General features: G+C 69.1%; 28 protein-coding genes. 11 read left to right on the top strand and 17 right to left on the bottom strand.

Annotation, left to right across the window (positions count from 1 at the left end; all coding sequences use genetic code 11):
* Positions 1 to 102: 102 nt before the first annotated feature.
* Genes arsB through GM656_RS08995 form a run of 4 tightly spaced genes read right to left on the bottom strand, consistent with a single transcriptional unit; the run spans position 103 to position 2,947 of the window.
* Positions 103 to 1,269 (bottom strand): ACR3 family arsenite efflux transporter, encoded by a 1,167-nt coding sequence (gene arsB / locus GM656_RS09010; RefSeq protein WP_162413341.1) that lies wholly within the window; start codon positions 1,267 to 1,269, stop codon positions 103 to 105.
* Entirely contained in the window at positions 1,262 to 2,116 is an 855-nt protein-coding gene (gene arsM / locus GM656_RS09005; protein WP_162413340.1) for an arsenite methyltransferase, read from the bottom strand. The genes arsB and arsM overlap by 8 nt, the downstream gene beginning before the upstream one ends.
* Positions 2,109 to 2,552 carry a low molecular weight phosphatase family protein gene (locus tag GM656_RS09000; RefSeq protein WP_162413339.1) on the bottom strand — a complete coding sequence of 148 codons (444 nt, stop codon included), beginning with the start codon at positions 2,550 to 2,552 and terminating at the stop codon, positions 2,109 to 2,111. Before GM656_RS09000 ends, arsM begins: the two co-directional genes overlap by 8 nt.
* A complete protein-coding gene (locus tag GM656_RS08995) occupies positions 2,549 to 2,947 on the bottom strand; it encodes an ArsR/SmtB family transcription factor (protein WP_162413338.1) in 399 nt (132 codons plus the stop codon). Before GM656_RS08995 ends, GM656_RS09000 begins: the two co-directional genes overlap by 4 nt.
* Before the next feature lie 231 nt (positions 2,948 to 3,178).
* Between GM656_RS08995 and GM656_RS08990 the strand changes: the two genes are divergently transcribed.
* The 3 genes from GM656_RS08990 to GM656_RS08980 all read left to right on the top strand — a co-directional run bounded on the left by GM656_RS08990 (position 3,179) and on the right by GM656_RS08980 (position 4,966).
* Positions 3,179 to 3,508, top strand: coding sequence for a thioredoxin family protein (locus GM656_RS08990; protein ID WP_162413337.1), 330 nt, complete (start codon positions 3,179 to 3,181; stop codon positions 3,506 to 3,508).
* Positions 3,509 to 3,601: 93 nt separating this feature from the next.
* Positions 3,602 to 4,369 (top strand): hypothetical protein, encoded by a 768-nt coding sequence (locus GM656_RS08985; RefSeq protein WP_162413336.1) that lies wholly within the window; start codon positions 3,602 to 3,604, stop codon positions 4,367 to 4,369.
* Between the two features lie 78 nt (positions 4,370 to 4,447).
* Positions 4,448 to 4,966, top strand: a complete 519-nt coding sequence (locus tag GM656_RS08980) for an HPP family protein (RefSeq protein ID WP_162413335.1) — start codon at positions 4,448 to 4,450, stop codon at positions 4,964 to 4,966.
* Positions 4,967 to 4,991: 25 nt separating this feature from the next.
* Here GM656_RS08980 and GM656_RS08975 read toward each other — a convergent pair whose 3' ends face one another.
* Together GM656_RS08975 and GM656_RS08970 are read right to left on the bottom strand one after the other, a co-directional pair.
* Entirely contained in the window at positions 4,992 to 5,429 is a 438-nt protein-coding gene (locus GM656_RS08975; protein WP_162413334.1) for a universal stress protein, read from the bottom strand.
* Positions 5,430 to 5,431: 2 nt separating this feature from the next.
* Positions 5,432 to 6,529 carry a sulfite exporter TauE/SafE family protein gene (locus tag GM656_RS08970; protein ID WP_162413333.1) on the bottom strand — a complete coding sequence of 366 codons (1,098 nt, stop codon included), beginning with the start codon at positions 6,527 to 6,529 and terminating at the stop codon, positions 5,432 to 5,434.
* Positions 6,530 to 6,760: 231 nt separating this feature from the next.
* On the opposite strand from GM656_RS08970, the gene GM656_RS08965 reads away from it, so the two are divergent.
* Positions 6,761 to 6,949, top strand: coding sequence for a hypothetical protein (locus GM656_RS08965; RefSeq protein WP_162413332.1), 189 nt, complete (start codon positions 6,761 to 6,763; stop codon positions 6,947 to 6,949).
* Positions 6,950 to 7,069: 120 nt separating this feature from the next.
* Positions 7,070 to 7,996: a D-2-hydroxyacid dehydrogenase gene (ddh, locus tag GM656_RS08960; RefSeq protein WP_162413331.1), complete on the top strand. Its 927-nt coding sequence runs from the start codon at positions 7,070 to 7,072 to the stop codon at positions 7,994 to 7,996.
* A gap of 70 nt (positions 7,997 to 8,066) precedes the next feature.
* Here the strand turns inward: ddh and GM656_RS08955 are convergent, their stop codons facing one another.
* On the bottom strand, positions 8,067 to 8,702 hold the full coding sequence (locus tag GM656_RS08955) for a DsbA family oxidoreductase (RefSeq protein WP_162413330.1): 636 nt from the start codon (positions 8,700 to 8,702) through the stop codon (positions 8,067 to 8,069).
* 206 nt (positions 8,703 to 8,908) lie between these two features.
* Here GM656_RS08955 and GM656_RS08950 point away from each other — a divergent pair, with 206 nt between their 5' ends.
* From GM656_RS08950 to GM656_RS08930, 5 genes are all read left to right on the top strand, one after another.
* A complete protein-coding gene (locus tag GM656_RS08950; protein WP_162413329.1) occupies positions 8,909 to 9,475 on the top strand; it encodes a GNAT family N-acetyltransferase in 567 nt (188 codons plus the stop codon).
* A gap of 112 nt (positions 9,476 to 9,587) precedes the next feature.
* The gene (locus GM656_RS08945) at positions 9,588 to 10,286 is read left to right on the top strand and encodes a CDP-alcohol phosphatidyltransferase family protein (RefSeq protein WP_162413328.1); all 699 of its coding nucleotides are present in this window, start codon (positions 9,588 to 9,590) and stop codon (positions 10,284 to 10,286) included.
* Positions 10,283 to 10,984: a CehA/McbA family metallohydrolase gene (locus tag GM656_RS08940; RefSeq protein ID WP_162413327.1), complete on the top strand. Its 702-nt coding sequence runs from the start codon at positions 10,283 to 10,285 to the stop codon at positions 10,982 to 10,984. Before GM656_RS08945 ends, GM656_RS08940 begins: the two co-directional genes overlap by 4 nt.
* A gap of 2 nt (positions 10,985 to 10,986) precedes the next feature.
* Entirely contained in the window at positions 10,987 to 11,715 is a 729-nt protein-coding gene (locus GM656_RS08935; protein WP_162413326.1) for a TVP38/TMEM64 family protein, read from the top strand.
* Between the two features lie 56 nt (positions 11,716 to 11,771).
* Positions 11,772 to 12,413 carry a metal-dependent hydrolase gene (locus GM656_RS08930; protein ID WP_241692732.1) on the top strand — a complete coding sequence of 214 codons (642 nt, stop codon included), beginning with the start codon at positions 11,772 to 11,774 and terminating at the stop codon, positions 12,411 to 12,413.
* 2 nt (positions 12,414 to 12,415) lie between these two features.
* Here the strand turns inward: GM656_RS08930 and GM656_RS08925 are convergent, their stop codons facing one another.
* Positions 12,416 to 14,227 (bottom strand): hybrid sensor histidine kinase/response regulator, encoded by a 1,812-nt coding sequence (locus GM656_RS08925; RefSeq protein WP_162413324.1) that lies wholly within the window; start codon positions 14,225 to 14,227, stop codon positions 12,416 to 12,418.
* Positions 14,228 to 14,339: 112 nt separating this feature from the next.
* Positions 14,340 to 15,698 (bottom strand): bifunctional hydroxymethylpyrimidine kinase/phosphomethylpyrimidine kinase, encoded by a 1,359-nt coding sequence (gene thiD, locus GM656_RS08920; RefSeq protein WP_162413323.1) that lies wholly within the window; start codon positions 15,696 to 15,698, stop codon positions 14,340 to 14,342.
* Positions 15,699 to 15,844: 146 nt separating this feature from the next.
* Between thiD and GM656_RS08915 the strand changes: the two genes are divergently transcribed.
* Positions 15,845 to 16,036, top strand: coding sequence for a DUF7331 family protein (locus GM656_RS08915; RefSeq protein ID WP_162413226.1), 192 nt, complete (start codon positions 15,845 to 15,847; stop codon positions 16,034 to 16,036).
* Positions 16,037 to 16,120: 84 nt separating this feature from the next.
* Here the strand turns inward: GM656_RS08915 and GM656_RS08910 are convergent, their stop codons facing one another.
* The 8 genes from GM656_RS08910 to GM656_RS08875 form a co-directional block, all read right to left on the bottom strand.
* Positions 16,121 to 17,146: an AIR synthase family protein gene (locus GM656_RS08910; RefSeq protein WP_162413322.1), complete on the bottom strand. Its 1,026-nt coding sequence runs from the start codon at positions 17,144 to 17,146 to the stop codon at positions 16,121 to 16,123.
* 43 nt (positions 17,147 to 17,189) lie between these two features.
* Positions 17,190 to 18,062 carry an EamA family transporter gene (locus GM656_RS08905; RefSeq protein WP_162413321.1) on the bottom strand — a complete coding sequence of 291 codons (873 nt, stop codon included), beginning with the start codon at positions 18,060 to 18,062 and terminating at the stop codon, positions 17,190 to 17,192.
* A 47-nt stretch (positions 18,063 to 18,109) separates the two neighbouring features.
* Positions 18,110 to 20,371 carry a prolipoprotein diacylglyceryl transferase gene (locus tag GM656_RS08900; RefSeq protein ID WP_162413320.1) on the bottom strand — a complete coding sequence of 754 codons (2,262 nt, stop codon included), beginning with the start codon at positions 20,369 to 20,371 and terminating at the stop codon, positions 18,110 to 18,112.
* Positions 20,372 to 20,543: 172 nt separating this feature from the next.
* A complete protein-coding gene (yciH, locus tag GM656_RS08895; RefSeq protein ID WP_004516073.1) occupies positions 20,544 to 20,837 on the bottom strand; it encodes a stress response translation initiation inhibitor YciH in 294 nt (97 codons plus the stop codon).
* A 54-nt stretch (positions 20,838 to 20,891) separates the two neighbouring features.
* Positions 20,892 to 23,111: a transglutaminase TgpA family protein gene (locus GM656_RS08890; protein ID WP_162413319.1), complete on the bottom strand. Its 2,220-nt coding sequence runs from the start codon at positions 23,109 to 23,111 to the stop codon at positions 20,892 to 20,894.
* Positions 23,108 to 24,082: a DUF58 domain-containing protein gene (locus tag GM656_RS08885; protein ID WP_162413318.1), complete on the bottom strand. Its 975-nt coding sequence runs from the start codon at positions 24,080 to 24,082 to the stop codon at positions 23,108 to 23,110. The genes GM656_RS08890 and GM656_RS08885 overlap by 4 nt, the downstream gene beginning before the upstream one ends.
* On the bottom strand, positions 24,079 to 25,038 hold the full coding sequence (locus tag GM656_RS08880) for an AAA family ATPase (protein ID WP_162413317.1): 960 nt from the start codon (positions 25,036 to 25,038) through the stop codon (positions 24,079 to 24,081). Before GM656_RS08880 ends, GM656_RS08885 begins: the two co-directional genes overlap by 4 nt.
* Positions 25,039 to 25,218: 180 nt before the next feature.
* The gene (locus GM656_RS08875) at positions 25,219 to 25,521 is read right to left on the bottom strand and encodes a DUF7573 domain-containing protein (RefSeq protein WP_162413316.1); all 303 of its coding nucleotides are present in this window, start codon (positions 25,519 to 25,521) and stop codon (positions 25,219 to 25,221) included.
* Between the last annotated feature and the right edge of the window lie 68 nt (positions 25,522 to 25,589).

Below are 25,589 nucleotides of genomic sequence, written 5' to 3'. Positions count from 1 at the left end.
GTCAACTGCTGGCTAATGACACGATGAAAAAAACAATCATATGTCTGTTCTGTCGGTATACCAATGAGTGTCTGTGTGTGCTGCAGTCGGTGTATCCTGACCTCAGTCGTCTTCAGCGGACAGGCGGGAAGGAGACGTGCTGATCTGTCCAGTCGTGGCACCACTCCAGTCGAACTTACGCTGGAAGTACAGGGCCACGTTGACCAACGCCAACAGGACAGGAACCTCGATGAGTGGGCCGACAACCGTGGTGAACGCGATGCCGGAGCCGACACCGAACACGGCGACTGCCACGGCGATCGCGAGCTCGAAGTTGTTCGAGGCGGCAGTGAAGCCGATGGCGGTCGTCGTCGAGTAGTCCGCGCCGATACCTTTGCCCATCCCGAAGCTGACGAGGAACATCACGACGAAGTATATCGTCAGCGGGACGGCGATCAGAAGCACGTCACCGGGCGCGGCGACGATGTTCTCACCCTGAGTGGCGAACATCACGATGACGGTAAACAAAAGCGCGACGAGCGTGATGGGGTCGATCTTCGGAACCAGCTCCTCGTCGTACCACTCCTCGCCCCTGGTTCGCGTGCCGACGTATCGCGTAAGGAATCCACCGGCGAAGGGAATGCCGAGGAAAATGACGATTGCCTCGAACACCTGCATCGGTGTCACATTGAAGCTCTGAATCCCAGCGACGAGCGTCTCCATGCCGAGTAGTGGCGGGAGAAACAGCCCGAAGAACCAGATATAGACACCGTATGTGATGATCTGGAAGAGGCTGTTGAACGCGACGAGGCCGGTGACGTACTCGGTCGAGCCCTCTGCGAGTTCATTCCAGACGAGCACCATCGCGATACAGCGGGCCATTCCGATGAAGACGAGCCCCAGGAAGAACTCGGAACGGGCAGGGAAGCCCGGAACGAGCCCGCTGAAGAAGATCACGGCGAGCCCGAACATGAGCGTCGGGCCGATCAGCCAGTTCTGGACGAGACTCAATCCGAGGATGCGCCAGTTGCTGAACACCGCCCGAAGCTGTGAGTAATCGGCCTTCGCCAGCGGCGGGTACATCATCGCGATGAGCCCGATTTCGACGAGGTGGAACGCCTGAATCGGTTGGGTTACCGACGGAGCGACGAACCCGAGGCCCACGCCGACAGCCATCGCACCGAGGATCCAGACGGTGAGGTACTTATCCAGGAAGTCCATCGACCGCGGGTCGCCACAGCTCTCACAGTCGCAGTTCGGGCCGTGGTCGTGGCCGTCGCCGTCACTCATCGGCGACCACTGGTTTTCGAGCGGTGATGGCCGCGGAGACGAGGAACTCGCTCACGTCGTAGTCGTCATCCCAATCGCGGATGAACTCGTCACTGTCGTCTTTCGGCGAGATGTTCACAGATTCGAAGCCAGCGTCGGTGAGTATCGTCTCGAGTCGATCGATAGTCGAAGCACCGGCGACACAGGATGCCACGGAGTCCGGATCGGCGCGGACTCCGGATGGCACCTCGGCAGTCAGCACGACATCCGAAATCGCGAGGCGTCCAGCCGGTCGAAGCACGCGAAACGCCTCGTCGAATACTTGGGGCTTGTCGGGCGAGAGGTTCACCACACAGTTCGAGATAATCACGTCGATACTGTCGTCCGAAACGGGAAGGTGTTCGATCTCACCGAGGCGGAACTCGACAGTGTCGGCTTCGTTTCGACCGGCGTTCGCCCGTGCTTTCTCGACCATCTCCGGGGTCATGTCGACGCCGACTACACTGCCCGTTTCGCCGACTTCCTGAGCCGCGAGGAAGCAGTCGAAGCCTGCACCCGATCCGAGATCGAGCACTCTTTCACCAGCATTCAGCGACGCAATCGCTTGGGGATTGCCACACCCCAACCCCAAGTTCGCGTCCCCTTCGACACTCTCTAACTCGGTATCCGAGTACCCGAGCTGGCGTGCCGTCTCGTCGGTGGGCAACGTCGTTTCCGCGGGACTGCAACGGGACCTTTCGCGCGAACAGCAGCGATCGTCCTCTTCGCCGTCCTCCGTCGCGATGGTCGCGTACCGCTCTCTGACGACCTTGCGCTGCGTCTGTGCATCGAGACCGGATTCTGCCGATGAATCCTCCATCTCAGACATTCGTCGTCACCTCCCGTTCGATCTCGTCGAAAAGGGCGCTCACACGGTCGCGGATCTCATCACGGATTTCTCGGACTCGGTCAAGATCTTGCTCATCGGGATCGTCCAGTGCCCAGTCACGGATGTCGACATCAGCGTCGTGAGCATCGAGTTCGAGCGTCGAACAGCCCATCGTTGCTACATAGTCACACGACTCGAGTTCACCTGTCGAGATCTCCCGCGGCGTGCGATTCGAGAGATCGAAGCCCTCCTCGCGCATCACCTCTACGACCACGTCGTGAACGTGATCGGCGGGATGGGTTCCGCCAGTGAGAATTTCGACGACGTCGTCGAGATGTCGACGCTCCCGCTCGTGTTCGGCAAATGCAGTCGACATCTGTGACCGACCGGCGTTCTGGACGCACATGAACGCTACACGAACTGGTGTGTCGCTCATCGATCGCCCTCACGCGTCTCGTCGAGGACTTTCAGAAGCGCCTCGGCCCGATTGGTCGTCTCGTAGTACCGCCACGTTCCGTCTTTACGCCGGGTGACGAGCCCAGCGTCGTAGAGATCGGAGAGAGCGTGACTAACTGCACTGCCACTAACCTCGACAATCGGGTTGATCTCACAGACACACAGCTCGCGATTCGCGGCCTCCAGCAACCGAACGATATCGTACCGCGTCTCGCTTCCCAACGTCTTGAGTGCGGTTAGATCCGCGTCAGAATCGGCAGGCACCTCGGAGTGATGCGAGCGCAGCGAACCGAGCCGCTCCTCAATATCGGAGTCACAGCACCCGCCGTTTTTCTCAGTGATGAGGCGTTCGAGTCGTTTCGTTTGCGAGCTCATAGATGATTAGTTGAACAACCACTCATATATTTGTGTCGAGGCGGAGTACTGGTTCGTTGTACGGAATTCAAACACTGGATTTTGAAAGCCCACCTGTTCCGTGCGGCATACGCGCTGTGTATTCAGCACTGTCCCAACAAACTATCAGCGGATGATGGTTCAACACAACCGATCCATCTTCCTTCTGGCCCTCGCCACCGAGTATTTTGGCGTGCGGCGCGTAGCTATCGCATGACCGAAACGACAGACGCTCGCCCCCGAACCGTCGAGACGCGGGCCGCCCTCGACGACGTGCTCGCGGCCGAGGATCGCGTGCTGGTGATGATCCGGACCGCGGGCTGTGCCATCTGCCAGTCGATGGAGCCGATTCTGGACGGCGTGGCGCGCGCGACCGACGCCGCCGTCGTCGTGTTCAATCCGAAGGCCGACCTCGACGCCGTCGCCGACTTCGAGGTCCGGAGCGTCCCCACCTTCCTGCTGTTCGAGGACGGGGACCTGATCGACCGCCGCGCGGACGGCTTCGTCCCGGCCGAGGAACTGGTCGCGTTCACCGAGAACTGATCGTAAGCCGGCCGCTCGGGCTCGTCCTCCCGTCGTGGCACGACCTGTCAGCCCGAGACAACGCTTTTGACGCCGGTCGGTGAACACCCGGTGATGGCCCTCCAGATCGGCTCCGCCCTCAGCGAGGCGGGGCACAGACTCGTCAGTCGTACCGGCGCGATACTGCTCGGGGCGTTTTTCGCCCTGATGCTCGGCTTCCAGTCGATGCTCAATACCATGGTCGCCGTGGTCCTCACGGACATGGGCTTCGGGGAGGTCCGCGCGGCGCTCCCGCTCGTCCTCGACCTCCCGCTCTCGGTCGCCGGCGCAGGGGTCGCGCTCGGGACCATCCTCTCGGCGTACCTCTCGATCGTCGCGTTCCGGACGTTCATCGCCGGCGCGCGCGACAGTTTCCCCGACGACGCGTTCACCCGGAACATCCCGCTGGCGATGGTGAACCTCGCCGTCGGCGGCTTCGTCTACAGCCTGCTCGTGTTCGTCGGGTCGCTGCTGTTGCTCGTCCCCGGTATCTTCGCGTACGTCGTGTTCATTTTCATGGCACCGTACATCATCGACGAGGACCGGAACTTCGTCAGCGCGCTCAAGGCGAGCTACCGGCTCACCGAGGGCGAGCGCCTGCCGCTGTTCGGCCTGCTGGTCATCGTGGTCGCCGCCGCGGGACTGGTGGGCGGCGTCGTCGGCTTCGTCGGCGGGTTCGCGCTCTCAGCGGCGTCCTCCCAGTTGCTAAACGTCGTCATCCAGGTCCCGGTGTCGCTGTACGTGACCGCGGTCATGGCGGTCGCGTTCCAGCAGCTCCGTGACGCCGACGGATCGTCGCCGTCGTCGCCGAGCGGCGTCGAGACGCCCTCGACGACGGTCTGAGAACGCGGTTCCGGCGAGGCCCGACCCCGCTCTCCGGACCGTGACCGTCTTGTCCCTCCAGTCGCCTACCGTGAGCCAATGCGACGACACGAGGTCGGGACGAGCCTCTACGCGGGCGTGCTGTTCGTCGTCCTCGGCGGGCTCGCGTGGGCGAGCGGTCAGCCGTTCGTCTTCCCCAGCCTCGGCCCCTCGGCGTTTATCCTCGCTTTCGAGCGCGACGGCGACTGGAATCGCTCGACCCGGGCCGTCGCGAGCCACCTCATCGGCGGCGTCGCCGGACTGGCCGCGTACACGCTTCTCGCCAGCGGCGTCTCGCTGACGGCCGACCCCGCGGCGTTCTCCTCGGGCGGCCTCCACCTCGTCGCGAGCGCGACGCTCTCGCTCGTCGCCACGAGCTGGGGGATGATCGCCACCGACACGATCCACGCGCCGGCGTGTGCGACGACGCTCATCGTCTCGCTCGGCCTGCTGTCGACGCCGTCGGAGGTCGCCGTCATCGTCGCCAGCGTCGTCGTGCTCGTCGCGTTCCACCAGGCGGTGCTGGCGACGGTTCACAGAATCGTCGGCACGCCGCCGGCCGCGTGGGCCGACGGCTGAAAACGAGCGGGCTGCCGACCGAGTCCTACGTCTCGGACAACCGAACGGTCAGCACCGGGACCGGCGACTCGCGGACGACCGTCTCGGCGACGCTGCCGATGAGGTAGTGGTCCAGGCCGGTCCGGCCGTGGGTCCCCATCACGACGAAGTCGACGCCCTCGTCCTCGGCGAAGCCGACGATCTCCGTCGTCGGGACGCCTTCTCGCGTCGCCGTCTCGACCGTCACGTCGTCGGGTAACTGCGCGACGGTGTCGTCGATGGCCTCGGCGGCCCGCTCGCGCTCGGCGTCGAGCCACGCGTCGGCGGAGAGGCCGCTCGACGGGCTCTCGAATCGGTTGCGCGTGTCGACCACTGAGAGGACGTGGACGGTCGCGCCGAACTGGGCGGCGAGCTCGCCGGCGTGGGTCGCCGCGGCGTCCATCCCGTGGCTGCCGTCGGTGGGCAGGAGGATGTCGTCGTACACTGTCAGGCCACCCCCGCGGCCATCAGGAAGAGCGCGACGGCGATGACCGCGAACAGGCCGCCGACGAACTTCTTGATCGTGCCCGTGTCGAGCGCCGTCGAGACGTACGGGGCGATCTGGCCGCCGGTCACCGTCGCCGGGACCGTCCAGACGACCATGTTCCACGGCGTCGAGGCGAGGTCCATCGAGTGCCCGCCGGGGACCAGTCCCCCGCCGAAGACGTGGACCAGCGACGCCAGGACGGCCGTCATCGCGACGACGATGTGGTTCGTCCCGATGGCGACCCGGACGGGGACGTTGGTCCGCAGCATCGAGATGATGCCGAGTTCGCCGACGCCGAAGCCGGCGAGCCCCTGGAAGACGCCGCCGACGCTGTAGTTGGCGAAGCGTTCGAGGTAGCCCCCGCGCGTGTAGCCGTAGTCGTTGCCATCGCGGTCAACGCGCGTGACCGTGCCGTCGTCGGCCGTCTCGACGCCGGCCGGCCCGAGCTTGTCGGCGTCGTCGGGCATCTCGGCCTCGGGGCCGCCGTCGGCCGTCACTTCCGGCTCGCCCTCGCTCGCTTCCCCGGGCTCCTCGTGGCTGAGGTCGGCCTTGAACAGCAGGATCGAGGCCGCGATGAGCGCGATGCCGAGCAGCGCGTGAAACAGCGGCTCCGGGATGACAAAGGACAGCAGCGCCCCGGCGACGACGAACGGGACGGCCCCGAGCACGAGGCTCAGCGCCAGTCGGCGGTCGACGAGGCCGTACTGGATGAACGCGAGCGCCGAGCTCGACAGACCGAAGGACTCGCTGATGAGTCCGATCTTCACGAGCGTCTCCGGCGTGAGCGACTCCCCGGCGATGATCGGGAAGACGAAGATGAGGAACGGGACGAACAGCGCCGACCCGCTGATTCCGACCGTGTTGACGATGGTCGCACCGACGACGAACGCCAGGCACAACCACCAGTACTCGGTCCAGTATCCCGGCCCCGTGTCGGCCGGCGTCGGCGCGGCGACGTACACGCCGACGACGAACAGGAGCGGTGCCAGGAACACGAAGATGTGTTGGTACTTGAGAAACGCCTTCTGGAGGCGGCTGGACGATGACGGCGTGGTCATTGAGTCGTGAGCCCAGTTTTCGAAATTGGGGTATAAATCCTTTGTCGTCTGGAACGACTCAGGCGAACGTTCGTGACCGTTTCGGGGGCTGTCGCGGCGCTCTGCACCTAGAGGATGCCGGTGTTGGCTGGAACCCCTAATATATCGGCTACTGACTGGAATCCTTAATATCGCTGGCGTGGAGTTGAATCCCTAATATTTATTTTATCCCCTGTGCTAACAACTATCGTAATGAGTTTTCCAGAAGGGCCTCTCGAGACGGACGCGCAGTCTTCCTACGACGACAGCGACGCGGTCGACCCAGCCCCGACGGACGGACTCATCGCCACCGTAACACGACGACTGCAGGCGTTCTCCGAACGCTGGTCGCGACGGTACGTCGAGATGCGCGTCGACGCGCACACCGGCCGACGGGACTGAGCGCCGACCGCGCGGTTTTCTGACGCCAGTGTCTCCGAACGTGGCGACGCTGCCCCGCCGGTGGCGGGCAACGCGTCGCTCCGGGAAAACACTATCCGCTCGACGCGCACAGCAGTGCGTATGGACATCGCCCGAATCGCCGTTCACGACTCGGTCGCGGCGGCCTGCCCGCCAGCGGGCGTGGCCGAATCGCTCCGCGGCCTCGACCGCTCGGTCGAGGTCGTCGGCGACGACGCGTCGTTCGACGCCGGCGACTGCGTCGTCACGTTCTCACCGCGAGAGGCGTTCCTCGACGCCGCCTGGGTCCACGGCGTGCGCGCCGGCTATGACGCGTTCGACGTGTCGGCCTACGAGGCCGCCGGGACCGCCCTCACGAACAGCACCGGCATCCACGGCGACACGGTCCCGGAGACCGTCGTCGGATATCTGACGGCGGTCGCCCGCCGACTCCACGTCTACCGCGACCGTCAGCGGCAGCGCGAGTGGCGACAGGAGCCCTACGACGCGGCCTTCACGCTCTCCGGCGAGCGGGTCTGCGTCGTCGGCCTCGGGACCATCGGTCGGGGGGTCGCCGAGCGCGCCGACGCGCTGGGGATGGAGGTCGTCGGCGTCCGCCGCTCCGGCGACCCCGTCGACGGCGTCGAGCGGGTGTACGCGCCCGACGACCTGCGCGCCGCCGCCGCGGACGCCCGCTTCGTCGTGCTCTGCTGTCCGCTCACCGAGGAGACCGAGGGGCTGGTCGACGCGGCGCTGCTGGACGCGATGCGCGCGGACGCCTATCTCGTCAACGTCGCCCGCGGACCGGTGGTCGGCGAGGACGCGCTGCTGGCCGCGCTCGACGACGGGGAGATCGCGGGCGCGGCGCTCGACGCACACTGGGAGGAGCCGCTCCCGCCGGACCACCCGCTGTGGGACCGCGAGTCCGTTCTCATCACGCCACACGTCGCTGCGGCGACGAACCGCTACCACGAGGACGTGGCGGCCCTCGTCCGCGAGAACGTCGAGCGGATATCCCGCGGCGACCCGCTGCAGAACCGGGTCGCCTGACGCCGGCGCGTCCGGACCGGCGACCGCTCGAATCGGGACCGACCAGTTCGCGTTCGTGCGACGGGGCCGCTCAGGCTCCGTCGACCAGCCGCTCCAGTTGCTCCGGCGGGACCGCGCCGCGGGCGGCGTGCCCGTCGTAGGCGAAGGTCGGGACGCCGGTCACGCCCTGGCGGCGGGCCTGTGCGAAGCGGTCGTGGACCTCGGCGCGCAGGGCGTCGTCGTCGAGCGCGGCCCGGACCTCGTCGCCGTCGACCCCCGCGTCCTCGGCCAGTTCGACCAGCAGGTCTTCGTCGCCGATGTCCCTGCCGTCCTGCCACAGCGCCTCGAAGACCGCCTCGTCGAAGGCCAGCCACGTCTCGTAGTCGGCGTGGCCCTTCACGTAGTACGAGACGATCTGGGCCGACAGCGAGTCGATCTCTCGCGACAGATCGAGCTCCATCTCGACCCCGTATCGCTCCTGTAACCGCCGGACGCCCTGCTTGGCCTGCTCGTAGTACTCCTCGTCTTTCCCGTCGTCGACGGAGTGGTCGATCTCCCCGTCGGCGTCGCGCTGCTGGCTGCGCAGGTCGAAGGGCTGCCAGTCGATCTCGAGCGCCTCCTCGCGCGTGGCCTGGTACTGGCGCAGCGACTCGCGGCCGAGGTAACAGAACGGGCAGACGTAGTCGGAATACACTGTGATCTGCTCGCTCGTCTGTGTCTCGCTCATGCGAACGGATTGGCGCTACGCGCGGTTAAGCGCGGTCCCTGCTCGCGCGGGTCGCGATTTCTATATAGCTCTCATAGCAACGCATTACGCGGTGGGCTGTCGCAACCGAGTGAAGCCGTGGCCGCCCCGAATTGTCCGAGATACCGTCCGCGCCGCGCCGCTCCCCGTCGCGTTCCGCCCGCGTCGACGGTTCGGGAGGGTCGTCGATGACGGGCGCGTGGCGGCTGACGCGCAACCGCTACGGACGCGCCGTCTACGACGCGCTGGCGCGGGCCGGCGTCACGGCGACCTGGATGCACGAGTACACCCGGCCACTCGACAGCCCGGTGGAACGGACCGCGCCGACCGGGTTCACCGTCGTGGTCTGCGCGCCGGACCGCGTCGCGTCGCTCGACCCGCCCGTCGGCGACCTGCGCGACGGCGAAGTCGTCGTCGGCGCGTTCGACGGCGACGCGACGCTTGGTTACCTGTTTTGCTCCGTCGGCGCGTCTCACGACATCGCGCCGCTGGACCGGACGCTGTCGTTCGACGGGGCCTATCTCCGGCGCGTGTTCGTCGACCCCGCGCACCGAAATCGCGGCGTCGCGACGGCCCTGGTCGCCCATGCCTGCCGACACGCGGCCGACAGCGGTGCGGCGGACGCGTCGGCCCTGGTCGCGCTCGACAACCGCCCGTCGCGGGCGCTGTTCGAGGGACTCGGGTTCACGGCTCGCCGGGCCAGACGCTACGCGGCCGTCGGTCCGCTCTCTTGGCGGTCGGTGCGGTCGCTGTGAGCGGTCGCCTACCGAGCACGGTATAGCCGCACGTAGATATATAGATAAGAACTAAGTAAATATTTCTCAGGCAAGATTTATACTCTGCTGGCCGCACGCTCCACGTGGGCCGATGACCGAGCCACTGCGGGAAGCGATACGGGGCGTCCGCGACCGCGTCGACCTCGACGACCGCCGGGTCAGCGACACGACAGAGCGGTCGGACGTCGTGGGGCGACTGACCGGGGCCGACTACATCAGTCTGGCAGCGCTGTTCGTCGGCTGGGGGAGCGCGCTGCTGTTTCTCCGCGGCGAACCGAACTGGGGGATTCTGGTCATGTTCTGCGCGTTCTTCCTGGACAAAGTCGACGGCTGGTACGCCCGCCGAACGGGCACGTCGTCGCCGTTCGGTCGCCAGGTCGACTCGTTCATCGACATCTTCGCGTATCTGCTCCCCGCGGCGCTCCTGTTTCACGTCTCGCTCGCGCCCTCGCTCGCGGCGAGTCTCGTCGTCGGATTCCTCGTTCTCGCGTTCGGCGGGCTCCGACTGATCCGCCACAACGACGAGGGGTTCGGCTCCGACGGGGGCAGCAGCTACTACCACGGGACGACCGTCGTCCACACGAACCTCCTCGTCGTCCTGAACTACGTTCTCCTGACGTTCGTCGGCGCGTGGAACGGCTGGATCGCCGGGCTGCTCGTCGGGGTCGCCTGTCCCCTGATGGTCTCCGACTACAAGGCGTACAAGACCGACGTCAGCCACGTCCTGGCCGCGCTCTCGGCCGCCGTGGCGGGTGGGCTGGTACTGGCACTCGAACTCGGATACCTATGACGCGGCGACCGGCGACGGGAGACACGTCCGGTCGGACGGTCCACGTCGACACGCACCTCCACACGGCCGCCTCCTACGACGGGTACACGACGCCGGAGGCGCTCGTCTCCCGCGCCGGGGCGGTGGGGCTCGACGCCGTCGTCGTCACCGATCACGACACGGTCGAGGGCGCGCGCGTCGCGGCGTCTCTCGCCGAGGACCTGCTGGTCGTCGTCGGCTGCGAGGTGTCGACCGCCGACGGCCATCTCCTCGCCATCGGCGTCGACGCCGCCCCGGAACCGGGCCGGCCGCTCGCCGAGACCGCGCGGACGGTCCGGGAGCGCGGCGGCGTCGCGGTCGTTCCGCACCCGTTCCAGCGCTCGCGACACGGTGCCGGCCGCGCGGCCATCGAGAACGTCGACGGTATCGAGGTGTACAACGCGCACACGCTGACGAACATCCGGAACAGACAGGCGGCCCGATTCGCGGAGGCGGCGTCCTACCCCGCCTTCGGCGGGAGCGACGCGCACCGGGCCGGCGGCATCGGGCGCGCCGCGACGGCGGTCGACCTCCCGGCCGACACCCCGCTGACGAGGGAATCGCTGCTCGCGGCGATGCGGGCCGGTCGGACGGCCGCCGTCCACCGCCGGCCGTCGCGCTCGCGCTACCTCACGAAAGTCGTCGAGAACGCCACGCGGAAGACGCTGGCACTGCTCTGACCGTGTCTCCCGCCGAGTCCTCTGACGGCGAGCCGACGCGGTTTTTCAGGTCCACGGCGGCGCGCCGGGACGCCGTCGTCAGGGCGACGGGCGCGCTCGCCCTGTTCGTCGCGCTCGGGGTCGGCCTGCACGCCGCCGTCCCGCGCCTCTTCGACCCGACCTGGCTGCGCCGGCAGGTCGCCGCGTTCGGCGCGTTCGCCCCGCTCGCGTTCGTGGCGCTGCAGGTCGCCCAGGTGCTTCTGGCCCCGATTCCCGGCCAGGTCCTCGGCGGCGTCGGCGGCTACCTCTTCGGCGTCGTCGACGGGACGCTGTACAGCCTGCTCGGCGTCACTCTCGGGAGCACGGCGGCGTTCTCGCTGGCCCGCCGCTTCGGCCGGCCCTACGTCGAGCGAGTGATGCGGCCCGAGGCCCTCGCGCGCTGGGACCGGTTCCTCGAACGGAACGGCCTCGTCGGCCTGTTCGTCCTCTTTCTCCTCCCGACGTTCCCGGACGACCTGCTGTGTTTCGTCGCCGGGCTCTCGGACCTGCGCCTCCGGACGTTCCTCGCGCTCGTCGTTGTCGGCCGAACGCCGTCGTTTTTCGCGGCGGCGTACGCGGGCCAGTCGCTGGCCGGCGGGCGGGTCGCCTCGTTCGCCCTCGTCGTCGCGGCGCTCGCGGCGCTGTCGGTCGTCGTGTACCTCCTGCGGGACCGCCTCGTCTCGCTGCTCGCCGACCCCGAGCCCGGCGAGTGACCGCTGCGCGCAGTATTTATCCCTCCCGAGCCGAATGTAGCGGTCAGTAGACGATGATGGCGACGACGCACGCGTTCACCACGGTCGCCCTCGCGGCGCTCGCCGCCCCCGCGCTCTCGGAGTACGCCGCCCCGCCGCTGGTGCTCGCCGCGGCGTTCGTCGGCGGCCTCGCGCCCGACGCCGACCTGCTCGCCACCCACCGGAAGACGCTTCACTTCCCGGCGTGCTTCACCGTCCTCGCCGCCGTTCTGGGTGCCGTTGCACTCGCGGCGGGCACCGCGGCGCTCGTCCTGTGTACCGTCACCGTCGCCGCCGCGGCCGTCCACTCGCTGTCGGACGTGTTCGCCGGCAGTCCGGAGGCCGAACCCTGGAACCCGACGACGGATATCGCGGTGTACAATCACCTCCTCGGCCGGTGGCACCGCCCGCGCCGGTACGTCCGCTACTCGGGCGCGCCGGAGGACTTCCTGCTCGCCGCGGTCGGTGCCGGCGTCGCCGTCGCCTCGCCCGCGACGGTCGGCTGGATGGACGGCGCGCTCCTCGCCCTGCTGGCAGCGACCGGGCTGTACTCGCTGTCGCGCAAGCACCTCGCCGCCGTCACCGCGGCGGTCGGCTCGCTCGTCCCCGGTGCGCTCCCGTCCGTCGCCGTCGAAGAAGCCGACGACGGCGGCTCGCGGCTGGCCGTCCGGTTCCGGTAGCCCTACTCCACGACCGTCACGCCGCTGACCTCGAAGCGCGCGCCGCCGTCGGCGGACTCGGTGACGCGGATGTCCCAGCCGTGGTCCTCGACGATCTGCTTGCCGATAGCGAGGCCGAGTCCGGTCCCGTCCTCGACCGACGACCGGCCGAGGTCGAACGCCTCGCCGCGGATGTCGTCTGCGACCCCCGGCCCGTCGTCGGCGACGAAGAACCCGGAGCCGTCGTCCAGCGCCCCGACGGTCACCGTCACCGCGCCGTCGCCGTTCGACGCGGTCCTTCCGTGGTCAAGGGCGTTCTGCAGGAGGTTCTCGAGCAACTGCCTGAACCGGACGTAGTTGGCCTCGACGGTCAGGTCGGTGTCGGCGACGAGCGTCGCCCCGGCCGTATCGAGCGTCTGCCAGCAGTTGCGCGTGCAGTCGGCCAGCGAGACCGCCGCGACCGACATGTCCGCCTCCTCGCCGTCCGTGGCCATCGCCAGCAGCCCGTCGATCAGCTGTTCCATCCGCTCGACGGCGCTCTGACAGCGGTCGAAGTGCTGTGGCTCTCCGGTCTCCTCGGCGAGGTACAGTGCCCCCTGGAGGACGCTCAGGGGGTTCCGGAGGTCGTGGCTGACGAACCGGGCGAACGTCTCCAGGCGCTCGTTCTGCCGTCGAAGGCGCTCCTCGCGCTCCTTTCGATCGGTGATGTTCTGCGCGACGGCCATCCCTGAGACGATGTCGCCGTCGCTGTCGCGGATCGGGAACGTCTGGACGTGGTAGTACCGGCCGATAAAGCTGTCCTCGAAGGACCGACGCTCGCCGTCGAGGGCCGCTTCGTAGGCCGATTCGAGCAGCGCGGCGTTCTCCGGCGGGAACACCTCCGACGGCCGGCGGCCGAGCAGGTGCTCCTCCGAGAGCCCGACCCTCGTCAGGTCGACGCCGCCCGCGGCGGTGAATCGGCAGTCCTCGTCGAACAGGAAGACGCCGCCGTTGGGGAACGCCTCCACGAGCCCCTCGTAGCGCTCTCTGGTCGCTTCGAGCTCCCGCTCGCGGCGCTTTCGCTCGGTCGTGTCTCGGAGGAACACGGAGAGCCCGTCCGCGTCCGGGTAGGCGGTGACGGTGTACCAGCCGTCGAGCGGGCCGCAGTCCGTCTCGACCGTCGTCGGGTCCACCGAAGTCGCCGCCGACCGAAGCGCGTCCTCGACGGGGGTTCCGCGCAGTTCCGGGACCGCGTCCCAGAGGCGCTGGCCGACGACCGCGTCCCGCGCCACGCCCAACTGCGCCGCGCCGGCCCCGTTGACGAACTGGACCGCCCACGACCGGTTCAGGACGAGGAAGCCGTCAGTGACGCGCTCGCAGCCCCGTCGGAGCCAGCGCTCCGTCGCCGCCGCGGCCTGCTCCGTCCGGTATCGCTCGACGGCGTCCCGGACGCGCTCGGCCAGGACGGCGTACCGGTCGTCGGCTCCGTCCCTCGGGAGGTAGTCGGTGACGCCGGCGGCGATGGCCTCGCTCGCGACCGCCTCGCTCCCGTTTCCCGCGAACAGCACGAACGGCAGTTCCGGGTAGTCCTCGCGGACCCGCCGGAGGAACTCGACGCCGCTCTCGCCCGGTAACCGGTCGTCGCTGACGACGCAGTCGACGTCCCGCTCGGCGAGTCGCGTCCGGGCTTCGCTCGAATCGGTAGCGGTACTGACCTCGAAGCGGCCGTCCGCTCCTTCGAGGTACGACTCGACGCGGTCCCCGTGTTCGGGCTCGTCGACGTAGAGGACGCGGATCCGGTCGGCCGAGGACTCGACCGACGGCCGCTCCGCGGGACCCGTTTCAGGGGGCGACATTGCCATCCAATGTCATGCACTCCGTATAACGCTTACTCAGATTTCAACGATCTGAAATACCGCTCCGAGAACACGGTGCGGTCGTGGCTACACACGTGCGATATCAGCCGTTTCACGGCTCCTCGACTACCGACTGCACCGTTCTCACGCGTGAGACGAGCGCGTCGGCGTCGGCCGCGAGCACCATCGCGCTCGCCTCGACGCCCACGTCGCCGCGGTCGATGACCGCCACGGGCGTCTCCTCGCTGGCCTCGAACGCGCGACCCACGCCCCATTGCGTCGTCTCGGCCGCGGGCGTGTCGGTCGACCGCTCGGCGGGGTCGTAGGACGGCACGGCTCCGCCCAGTTCGCCGAGCGCGTCCTCGACGGCGTCGGTCAGCCGGCAGTTGACCGCGAAGCGGACGGCGGGGTCGTGTTCGCGGACCGCGAGCAGGAAGCGCGCGACCGTCGTCGACGCGCCGAAGCGGACGCCGCGGTTCGGGCGCACGCCGTCCATCGTCCGCGCGATGCGGCCCTCGACGGCGGCGACCTCGTCCGGCGTCTCCGCGTACGGGGTCGCCCCCGCGACGGTCATGCCCACCTCGGGGACCAGCGGAGACACGTCCGCCTCGACGAGCGCCGAGACGGCGCGCTCGACCGCTTCGCTCGTCCGGTGGCGCGCGGCCTCGTTGCGCGTCTGGACGAGGTGGTGGACCGCGCCGGGCCCCTCGCCCACGTCGAGGTTGTAGCGGACCGCGCTCGAGAGCAGGTCGATGCCGCTCCCGACCGCTTCCGTCCGGTCGTCGCCGTGGGCCAGTCGAGTGGCGACGGCCGACGAGAGCGTACAGCCCGAACCGTGGGTCGCCTCGGTGTCGATTCGGTCGTGGCGGAACGTCGTCACCTCGTCGCCGGTCACGAGCGTGTCGACCACGGCGTCGCCGGGGACGTGCCCGCCCTTCACGAGGGCGCTGTCGGCCCCCGTCGCCACGAGGTCGCGGCCGGCCGCCTCGGCGGCGTCGGGGTCGTCGACCTCGCGGTCGGTCAGCACGGCGGCCTCGTCGGCGTTGGGCGTGACCACCGACGCCGCGGCGATCAGGTCCTCGTAGGCGTCCTCGGCCTCGGGTTCGAGCAGTCGGTCCCCCGAGGCCGCCACCATCACCGGGTCCACGACGAGGTTCGGCAGGTCGTCGGCGTACTCGACGACCAGGTCGACGACCTCGCTCGTCGCGAGCATCCCCGTCTTGACCGCGGCCACGTCGAAGTCCTCGAGCACCGCGGTCAGCTGGGCCTCGATGTCCGCCAGCGGCAGCAGGTGCTGTCCCTGCACCCCCGTCGTGTTCTGTGCCGTGACGCTGGTGATGGCGCTGGTCCCGAAGCCGCCGCCGGCCTCGATGGTCTTGAGGTCGGCCTGAATGCCCGCGCCGCCGCCGGAGTCGCTCCCGGCGATGGTCAGGACGACCGGCGGCGCGACCGGTGCGTCGGCTCGTGTCATACGCGATGGCTGTGCCGGCGAGCCCAAAGCGGTGCTGGTCTGGACCGCGGTGCGGGGCTACTGCCTTCGAAGTCGCTATATTCGACCCCTCGATCCTAGTATGCTAATAATACTCCATATCACATTTGAGAAACGCTTATGTTCACATGTCGCAGAACACCGAGCGTACGACAATGGAACCGGCATCGAGCGATACCAACGATTCCGACGAGCAGTACGGCAGCTTCACCACCGGCGGCGGCGACGTCGTCGTCTACGACACCGACAACCCCACGGCATGGCTCCAGTCCAGCTATGCGGTACAGATCGGACCCTCGTCGGAACCGAAATCGGCCTGACTTTTCCGCCACTCGTTTCCGGCAACCACTGTAGCCCTGGGGACGCCCCGATCATGCGACGACGGACGAGCCTCGCCTGTCGTCTCACTCTGCAGATCGCTTGCCCATGTACTCCTCGAACGTCCCCCAGAAGGGGTCCACGCCGGGATGGTCCGTGGGTTCCCCGTCGACTACCAGTCCGCTGCCGGCGGTGACCTCGCCGACCGCGGCGGCCGGGATCCCCTCGTCGTCGAGCGCCGCGAGCACGTCGTCGACGCCAGCCGGATCGACCGACGCCAGCAGCGTCCCCTCGCTGATGGAAATCCACGGGTCGATGTCGAAGAACGCGCAGGCCGCCTCGACGCCCGGCTGGATCGGGACGCGGTCGGTCTCCAGTTCGATGCCCACGCCGGCCGCGCGCGCCATCTCGTAGAGGCCGCCGTAGATGCCACACTCGGTGGCGTCGTGCATCGCCGTCACCGGTCCGGCCGCGGCGGCCGTCAGCGCGTCCCGGACGGGGCTCATGTCGTAGAAGCGGTCGGTCGCGTCGTCGACCACGTCCCCGTCCAGTTCCTCGCGCATCAGCGACTCGAACTGGATCGACAGCAGCCCCGTCGCCTCGATGGCCGGGCCCTTCGTGACGACGATCTCGTCGCCGACCGACGCCCCGTCCGGCCGAACGAGGTCCGCGAAGTCGCCGACGGACACGGCCGTCCCGCCGCCGACCATCGGGTAGTTACAGCCCGCGTAGCGGCCGGTGTGGCCGGTGACGACCGACACGCCCAGGTCGCGGGCCTCCGCGTCGAAGGTCTCCCACACCGTGCGGAACTGCTCGTCGGTGATCTCCGGCGGGAGGTTGAAGTCGACCGAGAGGTGCGTCGGCGACAGCCCGGAGACGGCCACGTCGCTCACGAGGATGTGGAACGCGAACCACGCGGCCCGTTCGAACCCGAGCGACGGCAACACGAAGACGGGGTCGGTGGCCATCGCGGCCGCCGTCCCGTCGACGTCGATGACACCGAAGTCGACGCCGTGTCGCGGGCCGAGCGTCACGTCGTCGCGGTCGGCCCCGAGGTTCGGGTAGATGTACTCGTCGAAGAACGCGCGGTCGGCCTTGCCGAGGTCTGTCATGACGCGGCCTATTCGCCGGTGGTACTAAGCGGTGGCCATCCGGTCAGCCGACCGAGATCATCGCGATGCCGAGGATGGCCAGCCCCGCGGCAGCCAGGCGAGCGCGGAAGTGCGCCTCGTCGAGGATGATAGCCCCCAGGATCACGGCGACGATGGCCTGCCCGTTGACGATGGGCGAGACGATGCTGGCCGGCAGTTGCTGGAAGGCCAGCAGGACGACGTGGTTCGAGTAGGCGACGAACACCGCCGCGACGGCGAACTTCGGCAGGTCCGCGCGCCACGTCGACGGGACGCCGTACCGAGGCGCGAACGGGGCCATCAGCGCGGCGATGCCGAGGCCCATCACCGGGATGTACGTCGTCGGTTCGATGGCCAGTTCCTGCATCAACACCCGCTTGCCCACGTCGACGAACGCGAACGTGGCGGCCGACAGCAGCGCCAGCTGTGCCGGCCGGGACCGCCACGCCCGCCTGAGCGGGGCCAGAAGCGCCGTCCCCTGCCAGTTGGCGACGTAGACGGCGACCGTGGCGACGAGCACGCCGGCGACCTGGAGCGTCGACAGGTGCTGTCCCAGGAGGCCGACTTCGAGCGGGAGCACGAACACGGGGACGATCTTGCTGATCGGCGAGACGTACGACACTTCACCGATGCGGATCGCCCGGAACAGGGTAAGTAGGCCGATGGCCGTGATCCCGGTCACGGCGAGGATCGACGTGAGGACGCTGACGCGGTTTCCCGCCGGGAGGAACGGCGCGTCGGCGACCGCGACGACCGGGATGTAGACGACGGGGACCAGGAGGTACGTGATGAGCAGGAACACCGGCGAGGGGTAGCCGGTGAACCACCGCTTCATCACGAACAGGTACACGCCGAACAGCAGCGCGGAGAGGGCGGCGTAGGCGATTCCGACGTTCACACTCGAACGCCGCGCGCCGGACGCAAGAGCCGTTCGTTTCGCGTCCGTCACCGATGCCGGCGCGCGAGCAACGCGGCCGCCGCCACCGCCAACAGCGCGAGCGCCGCGGTGAATCCGTCGCCGCGCTCGCTCGTCGTCCGCTCGACGGTCGCGGTGGGCGTGGCGGTCCGCGTCGGCTCGGCCGTCGCCGCGGTCACGGTCACGTCGACGCTCGGGCCGGCTTCCTGGCCGTTTCCGGCGGACAGCGAGACGGTTCCGGGCCGCGACAGCGTCACTGGCTGCGTCACGCGCGTCGTCGTCCGCGGCGCGAGCGACACCTGATGCTGGGCGATGGCCGTCTCGTTCCGGGTGAACACGACGGTCGCCGCCGCCGGCACGTCGTCCTCGTTCGCGACGGTCGCGGTCACCGTCACGGACTCGCCCTGCCTGACCGTCAGCGAACTGACCGCCACCTCGGTCACGGTGGCCCGTCCCGGCTCCGTCACGACGACCGTCACGCGCTCGCCGTCGACGCTGATCTCGTACCGACCGGGGTCGGTGAACGTGTGCGACAGCGGGACGACGACGCGCTCGTCCGGTGCGAGCTGGCCCTGTTCTGTTGCCACTGCCGTCCCGTTGACCGCGAGCGTAGCATTGTACGCGCCCGCCGCGCCGCCGGCGTTCTCGACGACCGCGTCGACGACGAGCGTCTCGCCGGTCACCAGCCCGATCGGCTCGCTCCCGCCGACCGGCGCACCGGGCCGATACGGGCCGCCCGCACGGTAGGCGTCGCGCTGGTCGATCGGCGGGAGGCCGTACCCGATGCGGGCGGGGATTTCACCGAACAGCCGCTGGTGGGTGGTCTGGTTCCACACCGTCGTCGACGCGGTCGTCTCGGTGTAGCGCACCGTGTCGTTCCGGGCGGGCGCGCCGCCGGCGGCCTCGACCTCGGCGAGGAACTGCGCTTGCGTGACGGCCTCCTGTCTGCCGTTGAGTCCCCGCGCCACGTCCTGGAACGTCCGGTTTCGGTCGGTTTCGGCCCGGATTCGCCTGTCGATCTGTCCGGCGACCAGCCCGCCCTTGTTGTAGTTCGCGTTCGCGGTCCAGCTGTCGGGGTCCGCGAGCGCGACGTCGTCGTAGACGGACCGCGTCCCGAGCGAGAGCCGCGAGCGAAACGACGCGAAGTCGATTCGGTCCTGTTCCAGCGTCAGCGCGGCGGCGTAGTACGTCGCCATTCCCTCCGTGAGCCAGCGGGTCTCTCGCGTCGGCGCGAACGACTGTCTGGTGTGGACGTACTCGTGGAGCCAGACGTTGTTCGCCGAACTGAGGCGGCGATCCGACTGGATCCACATGTCCGAATCGCCGAGCTGGAACCCCGCGACGCCCCACGGGACCGCCGTCGAGGGGGCGGCGACGACGAACACGCGCTCGTCGCGGTCGCCGATGCGCAACGCGTTCGACGCGTTCGTCAGCGAGTCGAGGACGGCGATCGGCGAGGAGACCATCGTCGTGCGCTCCGGGACGACGAGCTCGACGGTCTGGTTGTGCGCGGTCCGCTCGAAGGTCGCGACCTCCCCGAGGTAGACGAGCTCAGCGCCCGCCGCGCCCGGCCCGGCCGTCTCGACGGTCCGGTTGAATTGGACGGGCTCCCGACCGACGTAGCGCCACCGCGTCGGCGTCCGCGACCGGGTCAGCAGTGCCCACTCGCCGGCGTCGACGCTGACGTATCTCCCTTCCGCGCCCTCCGGGCCGCTCTTGCTGACCGTCCGATTGGGATTGATGCGGTAGCGGATCACCGCCCGGGACGTCTCCTCGTCCCACTCGTAGGCGGTCTCGTTGACGCGACCGAAGCCGTCGGTGTCGGTCACCGTCGCGCCCTCGGGGAGTCGCGTGTCGAGCCCCACGACCCGGTCGGGGATCTCGTAGGTCAGCCGAACCGCCACCTGCCCCGGCTCCTCGGTGATGCGCGCGTAAGTCTGCGTCTGGCGGATCTCGTCCCCGTCGGTCTGTGCGATCGCCGTGTCGCTCCCGGCCGCGCCCCGACTGGCGGGCGTCGCGGCGACCGACCGCGCGACCGCCGTGTCGCCGTGCCGCCGCGTCGTGACCGGCGCGGAGTCCGCGCTCCCCGCCCGCACCTCGGCCGCGGCGGTTCGATTCGCGGTCGGCCGGTCAGTCGTCGCCGGTTCGCCAGCGACCGAGCCCGTCGCGGGACCCTCGTCCGCCACCGGTTCCGTGGCCGACAGCGCCGTCGCTCCCGGCGGGACGAGGCCGCCAACGAGGAGGATCACCACGAGCCCGACGGTCAGCGACCGCCGGGTGAGGGCGTGCATTGAGAACAGTTATCGCCTCGTGGGTAAAATAGCTGACCGCCGTCTGTGTGGTTTGGTAACACGGTTCTATGGCGACTCTCCCCGTCTCCGCCGATATTTCTCACGACGGCATTCGAGCGCCGTGGCAGCCGCTCGACGCGGAGCTATCGCGAGAACCGCTACGGTCTGGAGTTCAGGCGACGTTGAAGCCCTTGTCGCGGAGGAAATCCTCGACGCGGCCGGTGTGGTTGCCCTGGAGCTCTATCTGCCCGTCCTCGACGGTGCCGCCGCAGGCGAACTTCGACTTGAGGTCCGAGGACAGCGAGTCCATGTCGACGTCTTTCGGGTCGAATCCCTCGATGATCGTTACCTCCTTTCCGTAACGGCGCTCGTCGATGCGGATGTTGATCTCCTGGGACTCTTTGGCGACGTCCTCGCAGACGCAGAGCTCCTCAGGCAGCCCGCACGTCGAGCAGACTTCCGACATTACAATCGCGCCTACGAACACGACCTATTAAACACTGTCGGGGACAGGCTCGGCTTACCGATCCGAGACGACGCTATCGGCGATCTCGACGGCTTCGTCGGCCATCTCCTCGCTCACGTCGCCGCCGTAGCGGACCCGCTCCCGGAGCGACGCGAGCCGGCGAACGCGCTCGTCCGCGTCCACCGCGTCGAGGTACGCCCGCACCGTCTCGCCGCTGTGTCGGCTCCGGTGGCGCTTCGAGAGGACGGACATGACCCGCTGGAACGCCCGCTCCACGTCGGTCTCGGGGTCCTCTCGGCGCTGGTAGCGCAGCCACACCGCGCGGTAGGCGCGCTCGCTCAGGCCCGCGCGGCGCGCGCCGGCCGCGACGCCCAGCAGCGCGACCACGCCCAGCGCGGCCTCCTCGCGCGAGGGGAGGTCCGGCAGGCCGAGGCCCGTCCCGTCGTCCTCCGTCCCGGTTGAATCTCCCGTGCCGGCCGTCGCGGCCTCGGTGGGCGTGGGGGTCGGCGTCGGCGTGGTACCCTCGTTGCGCTCGGTCAGCGGCACCGGTGTGGGGGTCGGCGTCGGCGTGAACTCCGACACCGGCGTCCCGTCGGCGACCGGCGCTCCGTCCGCGTTCGCCTCCTCGATGCGCTGTTGTCTGACCTCCTCCCGCGGGCCCGAGGGCGTCGGGTCGAACTCGACCCAGCCGTGGTCGGGGAAGTACGCCTCCACCCAGGCGTGGGAATTGAGCCCCCGGATCACCCACTCGTTCTGATCGGTCCGCTGGCCGGTGGTGTAGCCGACGGTGAACCGCGCCGGGATGCCCTGCGTCCGGAGCATCGCCACCATCGTCGTCGCGAAGTAGACGCAGTACCCCTCCTCCATCTCGAAGAGGAAGCTGTCGGCGACGCTGTAGTCCGGGCGGTCGACCTCCAGCGAGTACCCCTTCTCCTCCTGGAGCCAGCGCTCGACGACCAGCGCCGTCTCGTAGGGGTTCTCGGCGTTGGCGGTGAGGATCGACGTGCGCTCTGCCACGCGGTCGGGCGTGCTGTCCGGGAGCTGGGTGTACAGCTCCGAGACCGCGTCGCCGTAGTCCGTGCCGGCCTCGCGAAGCTCCGACGGGGTCGAGACGAGCACCTCGCTCTGGACCTCGTAGCTGTCGCCGCTCGCCAGGTCGCCGTCCGGCTGGAAGCCGCCCTCGTTCGTCACCGAGATCGAGGGGTCGCCCGTGTAGCGGACGGGCTTCCAGGCGGCCGGGACCGTCCCGATGGCCGACTCGGCCCGGAACTCCTGTCTGAGCGTCCGCGTCTCGCCCGGGGGCCCGTCGAGACGCCGGTCGTCGTAGGGTCGCGGGTTCCCCGTGCGGACCCACCCGTCGCCGGTGTACCGGTCGTAGGACGCGACCCGCCAGAACCGGGGCTCCTCGGCCTCGACGGTGAACCGAACCGCCGCCGTCAGCGAGATGTCCCCGAGTATCGTGATCGACTCGCCGGCGTCGAAGAGGCTCCCCTCGACGGTCCGCCCGCCCGAGCCGTCGTCGTAGGAGAAGGAGCTGTCGCGGGCCAGCGGGAGCCGCGAGAGCGCGGCCGGCACGACGATGATCGCCGCCAGCTGTTCGAGGACGGCCCGCCGGCCGCTGTCGACCCCCTCGTCGTCCGCGGGTTGGTCCCCTCGCGAGTCGGGGTCGGCGACCGACCCCGGCCGGCGGCTCGGGTCGACCGACGCTTCGGTCGAGAGCGTGTCCAGCGTCCCGAAGCCGATCGTCGCGGCGACGCCGACGACGCCGAGCAGCGTCGTCACCACGCCGGCGTCGGTCGTCAGGGCGAAGAACGCGAGCGCCGTCCCGGCGGCCAGCGTGGACGTGACGTACCAGCGCCGGAGCGCGAAGTACCAGGTCAGGAACACCGGGGCGGGCGCGAACGACAGCACCCACAGCCTGACCTTCGCGATCTGGAGCAGCGACCGCCCGGTCAGCAGCGACACCGTGTCCGCGAGCAGCGCCGTCACAGCGGGGTTCGTCGAGAGGCTCAGCAGGTACGCCGCGAGCCCGCCGGCGAACAGCACCGTCCCGACGGCGATGGCCAGCGTGGGCCGCAGGACCCGCGCCATCGCGGTCGCGGCGACGAACGACAGCGCGGCGACGACCAGGAACAGCGCCGGCGACCCGACCACGTCGCTGAGGTAGTACATCGTCCGCAGCGGCGCGCCGATGGCCAGCGCGACCGCCAGCAGCGCAAGCAGCCGCGACGCGCTCCAGGGCAGGCGCTCGCGGAGGCGGCCGACCGCGGTCATCCGCTCACCTCGCTGGCGATCGGGTTGTCGCGGCTCGCGGTCACGTCCGCGAAGGACCGCTCGCGGCCGCCGACCGAGACCGTGACGCCGTCGCCGTCGGCGCGGACCGCCACGTCGGCGTCGGCCGCTCGCTCAGACCGACCCGCCCCGGCCCGGGCGAGCGTTTCGAGCAGGCGCGTCCGGTGCGTGTCGCCGTAGCCCTTGCTCACGGCCGCGTTCGGGACGACCAGTTCGACCGCGAGACCGTGTTCGAGGGCGGCCATCGCGACCGTGGCCGCGGCGGCCGCCATCTCGTCGCCGTGCCCCTCGCTCGCCTCAGCGACGACGAGCAGGCCGCGGTCGCTGCGGGCGTCGGCGAACTCCTTGACCAGCAGGTCCTCGCGCTTGGCGCTCGACTTCCAGTGGACGTCGCGCAGCGAGTCGCCGTGGACGTATTCGCGCAGGCGGTCGAACGACTGGCGGTCCTCGCTCTCCGGGGTGAACGTCCGGGCGAACGCCCCCGGCCCGCCCAGCCGGTAGACCGGCGGGTACACCAGCACCTCGCTCGTCTCGTCCACCGTGTATTCCCGACGCACCAGTCCCAGCGCGTCCGTCACGGTCACGTCTACGGGACCGACGCGGTGCTCGCCGCGGGCGGCGTAGGTCACGTCGTAGCGCACCGCCGCCGGCAGGGAACGCGTGGCCGTGGCCTCGCCGTCGAGGCCCTCGGGGAGCGCGTCACTGACCGTCGCGATGCCGCTGCCGTCGACGCTGAGGGCGACGCGCTTCGTCTCGCCGGGGAAGCCCCGCCGGAGATGGGTACGCTCGACGGTCGGCTCACCGGCCCACAGTACCTGGACGGCGGCGGCGAAGACGCCGACGAGCAGCGGGCCGGCGACGGCGCTGAGCCCCGGCTGGCCGAACTGCGCGCTGACCAGCAGGGCGGCGACGGCCACGGCGGTGACGGCGACGCCGCGTCGTGTCGGTCTCATTCCACGTCGACGGTGTCGAGTGCTTCCGCGACCAGCGCGCTGGCGTCCTGTTCGCTGCTCTCGGTCCGGATTCGGTGGGGTAAGACGACCGGCGCTTCCGTCTGGAGGTCGTCCGGGATGACGTAGCCCCGTCCGTCGAGGACCGCGCGGGCCTGGGCCGCCCGCAGCAGCGAGATGCTGCCGCGGGGGCTGACGCCCAGTTGCGCGTTCTCGCGGGTGTACCGCGCGATCCTCGTCGCGTACGCGCGAATAGGCTCCTCGACGGTCACCTCCGCCACCGTGTCGCGGGCCGCCGACAGCGCGTCGAGGGTCGCGACGGAGGTGAGTTCCTCGATGGGGTGGTGGCCGACCACGTCGCCGAGCATCGCCGTCTCCTCGGCCTCGTCGGGGTAGCCGAGGTGGAGCTTCGTCATGAAGCGGTCGAGTTCGGCCATCGGGAGGTCGTAGGCCCGGTTCTGCTCGACCGTGTTCTGCGTGGCGATGACGGTGAACGGCTGGGGGACGGGGTGAGTCGTCCCGTCGACTGACACCTGCTGTTCCTCCATCGCCTCCAGCAGGGCCGACTGGGTCTTCGGCGGCGCGCGGTTGATCTCGTCGCCGAGGACGACGTTCGCGAAGATCGGTCCGGGCCGAAATTCGAACTCCTGTGTCTTCTGGTCGAAGACGTTAACGCCGGTCACGTCGGTCGGGAGGAGGTCCGGCGTGAACTGGACGCGTTTGAACTCGCCGTCGAAGGAGGCCGCGACGGAGCGCGCGAGCATCGTCTTGCCGACGCCGGGAACGTCTTCCAGCAGGACGTGCCCGCGCCCCAGCAGCGCGATGACGATGTGCTCGATGGCGTCGTGCTGGCCGACGATGACGCGCTCGACGTTCTCGATCACCTGGTTCGCGACCCGCGTCGCGTCACGGAGAGAACTGTCCGACTGCCGGCTTCCTGTGGTGTCCGTGTCTGTCATTGTCGTGGTCTCGTGGGACGACGCCGCGGAACGGGGATAGCGTATCTGCCCGGGGCGACCAGTAAGTGTCTTGTGTGGCCGCTACGCGCCCGTTCGATCGTGCCGTTCGTTAGGGATGTAAGTATGTAACTCTGTGGATGCCTGGAGTGCAGACGCGGCCGCTACCCGCCGTCGCGGCGCTTACCAGGCCTTGCAGGCCCCGCAGACGAGCTGGCCGTCCTGCTCCCAGCGCCGTTCCACGACCTCGCCGCAGTCCGCACAGGCCGCCCCGCCGGGCGACCACGCGTAGGTCGTCACCGCCGGTTCGACCGTCTCCCGCTCGGGCGACGCTGCGGCCGTCGCGTCTCCTGCTTCGCTGCGCTCGTCGTCGTCCGTCTCGGGTTCGCTCACGGTGTCTTCGGCCGCCTCTCCACCGTCGCTCTCGCGCTCCTCGCGCTCCTCGCCTCCGTCGAGAAAGTCGTCCAGCGAGGCGTCTTCACCCATACGACGTGATTCTGTCCGCCCCGCAAATACACTGTCGGTCGAACGGCCCACAGCGCCGGGAGCGGGCC

Source organism: Haloarcula salina, assembly GCF_010119195.1.
Lineage (GTDB): Archaea > Halobacteriota > Halobacteria > Halobacteriales > Haloarculaceae > Haloarcula > Haloarcula salina.
Note: the sequence above shows the minus strand (reverse complement) of the source record. Positions and strands in the feature narration are given on the sequence as shown.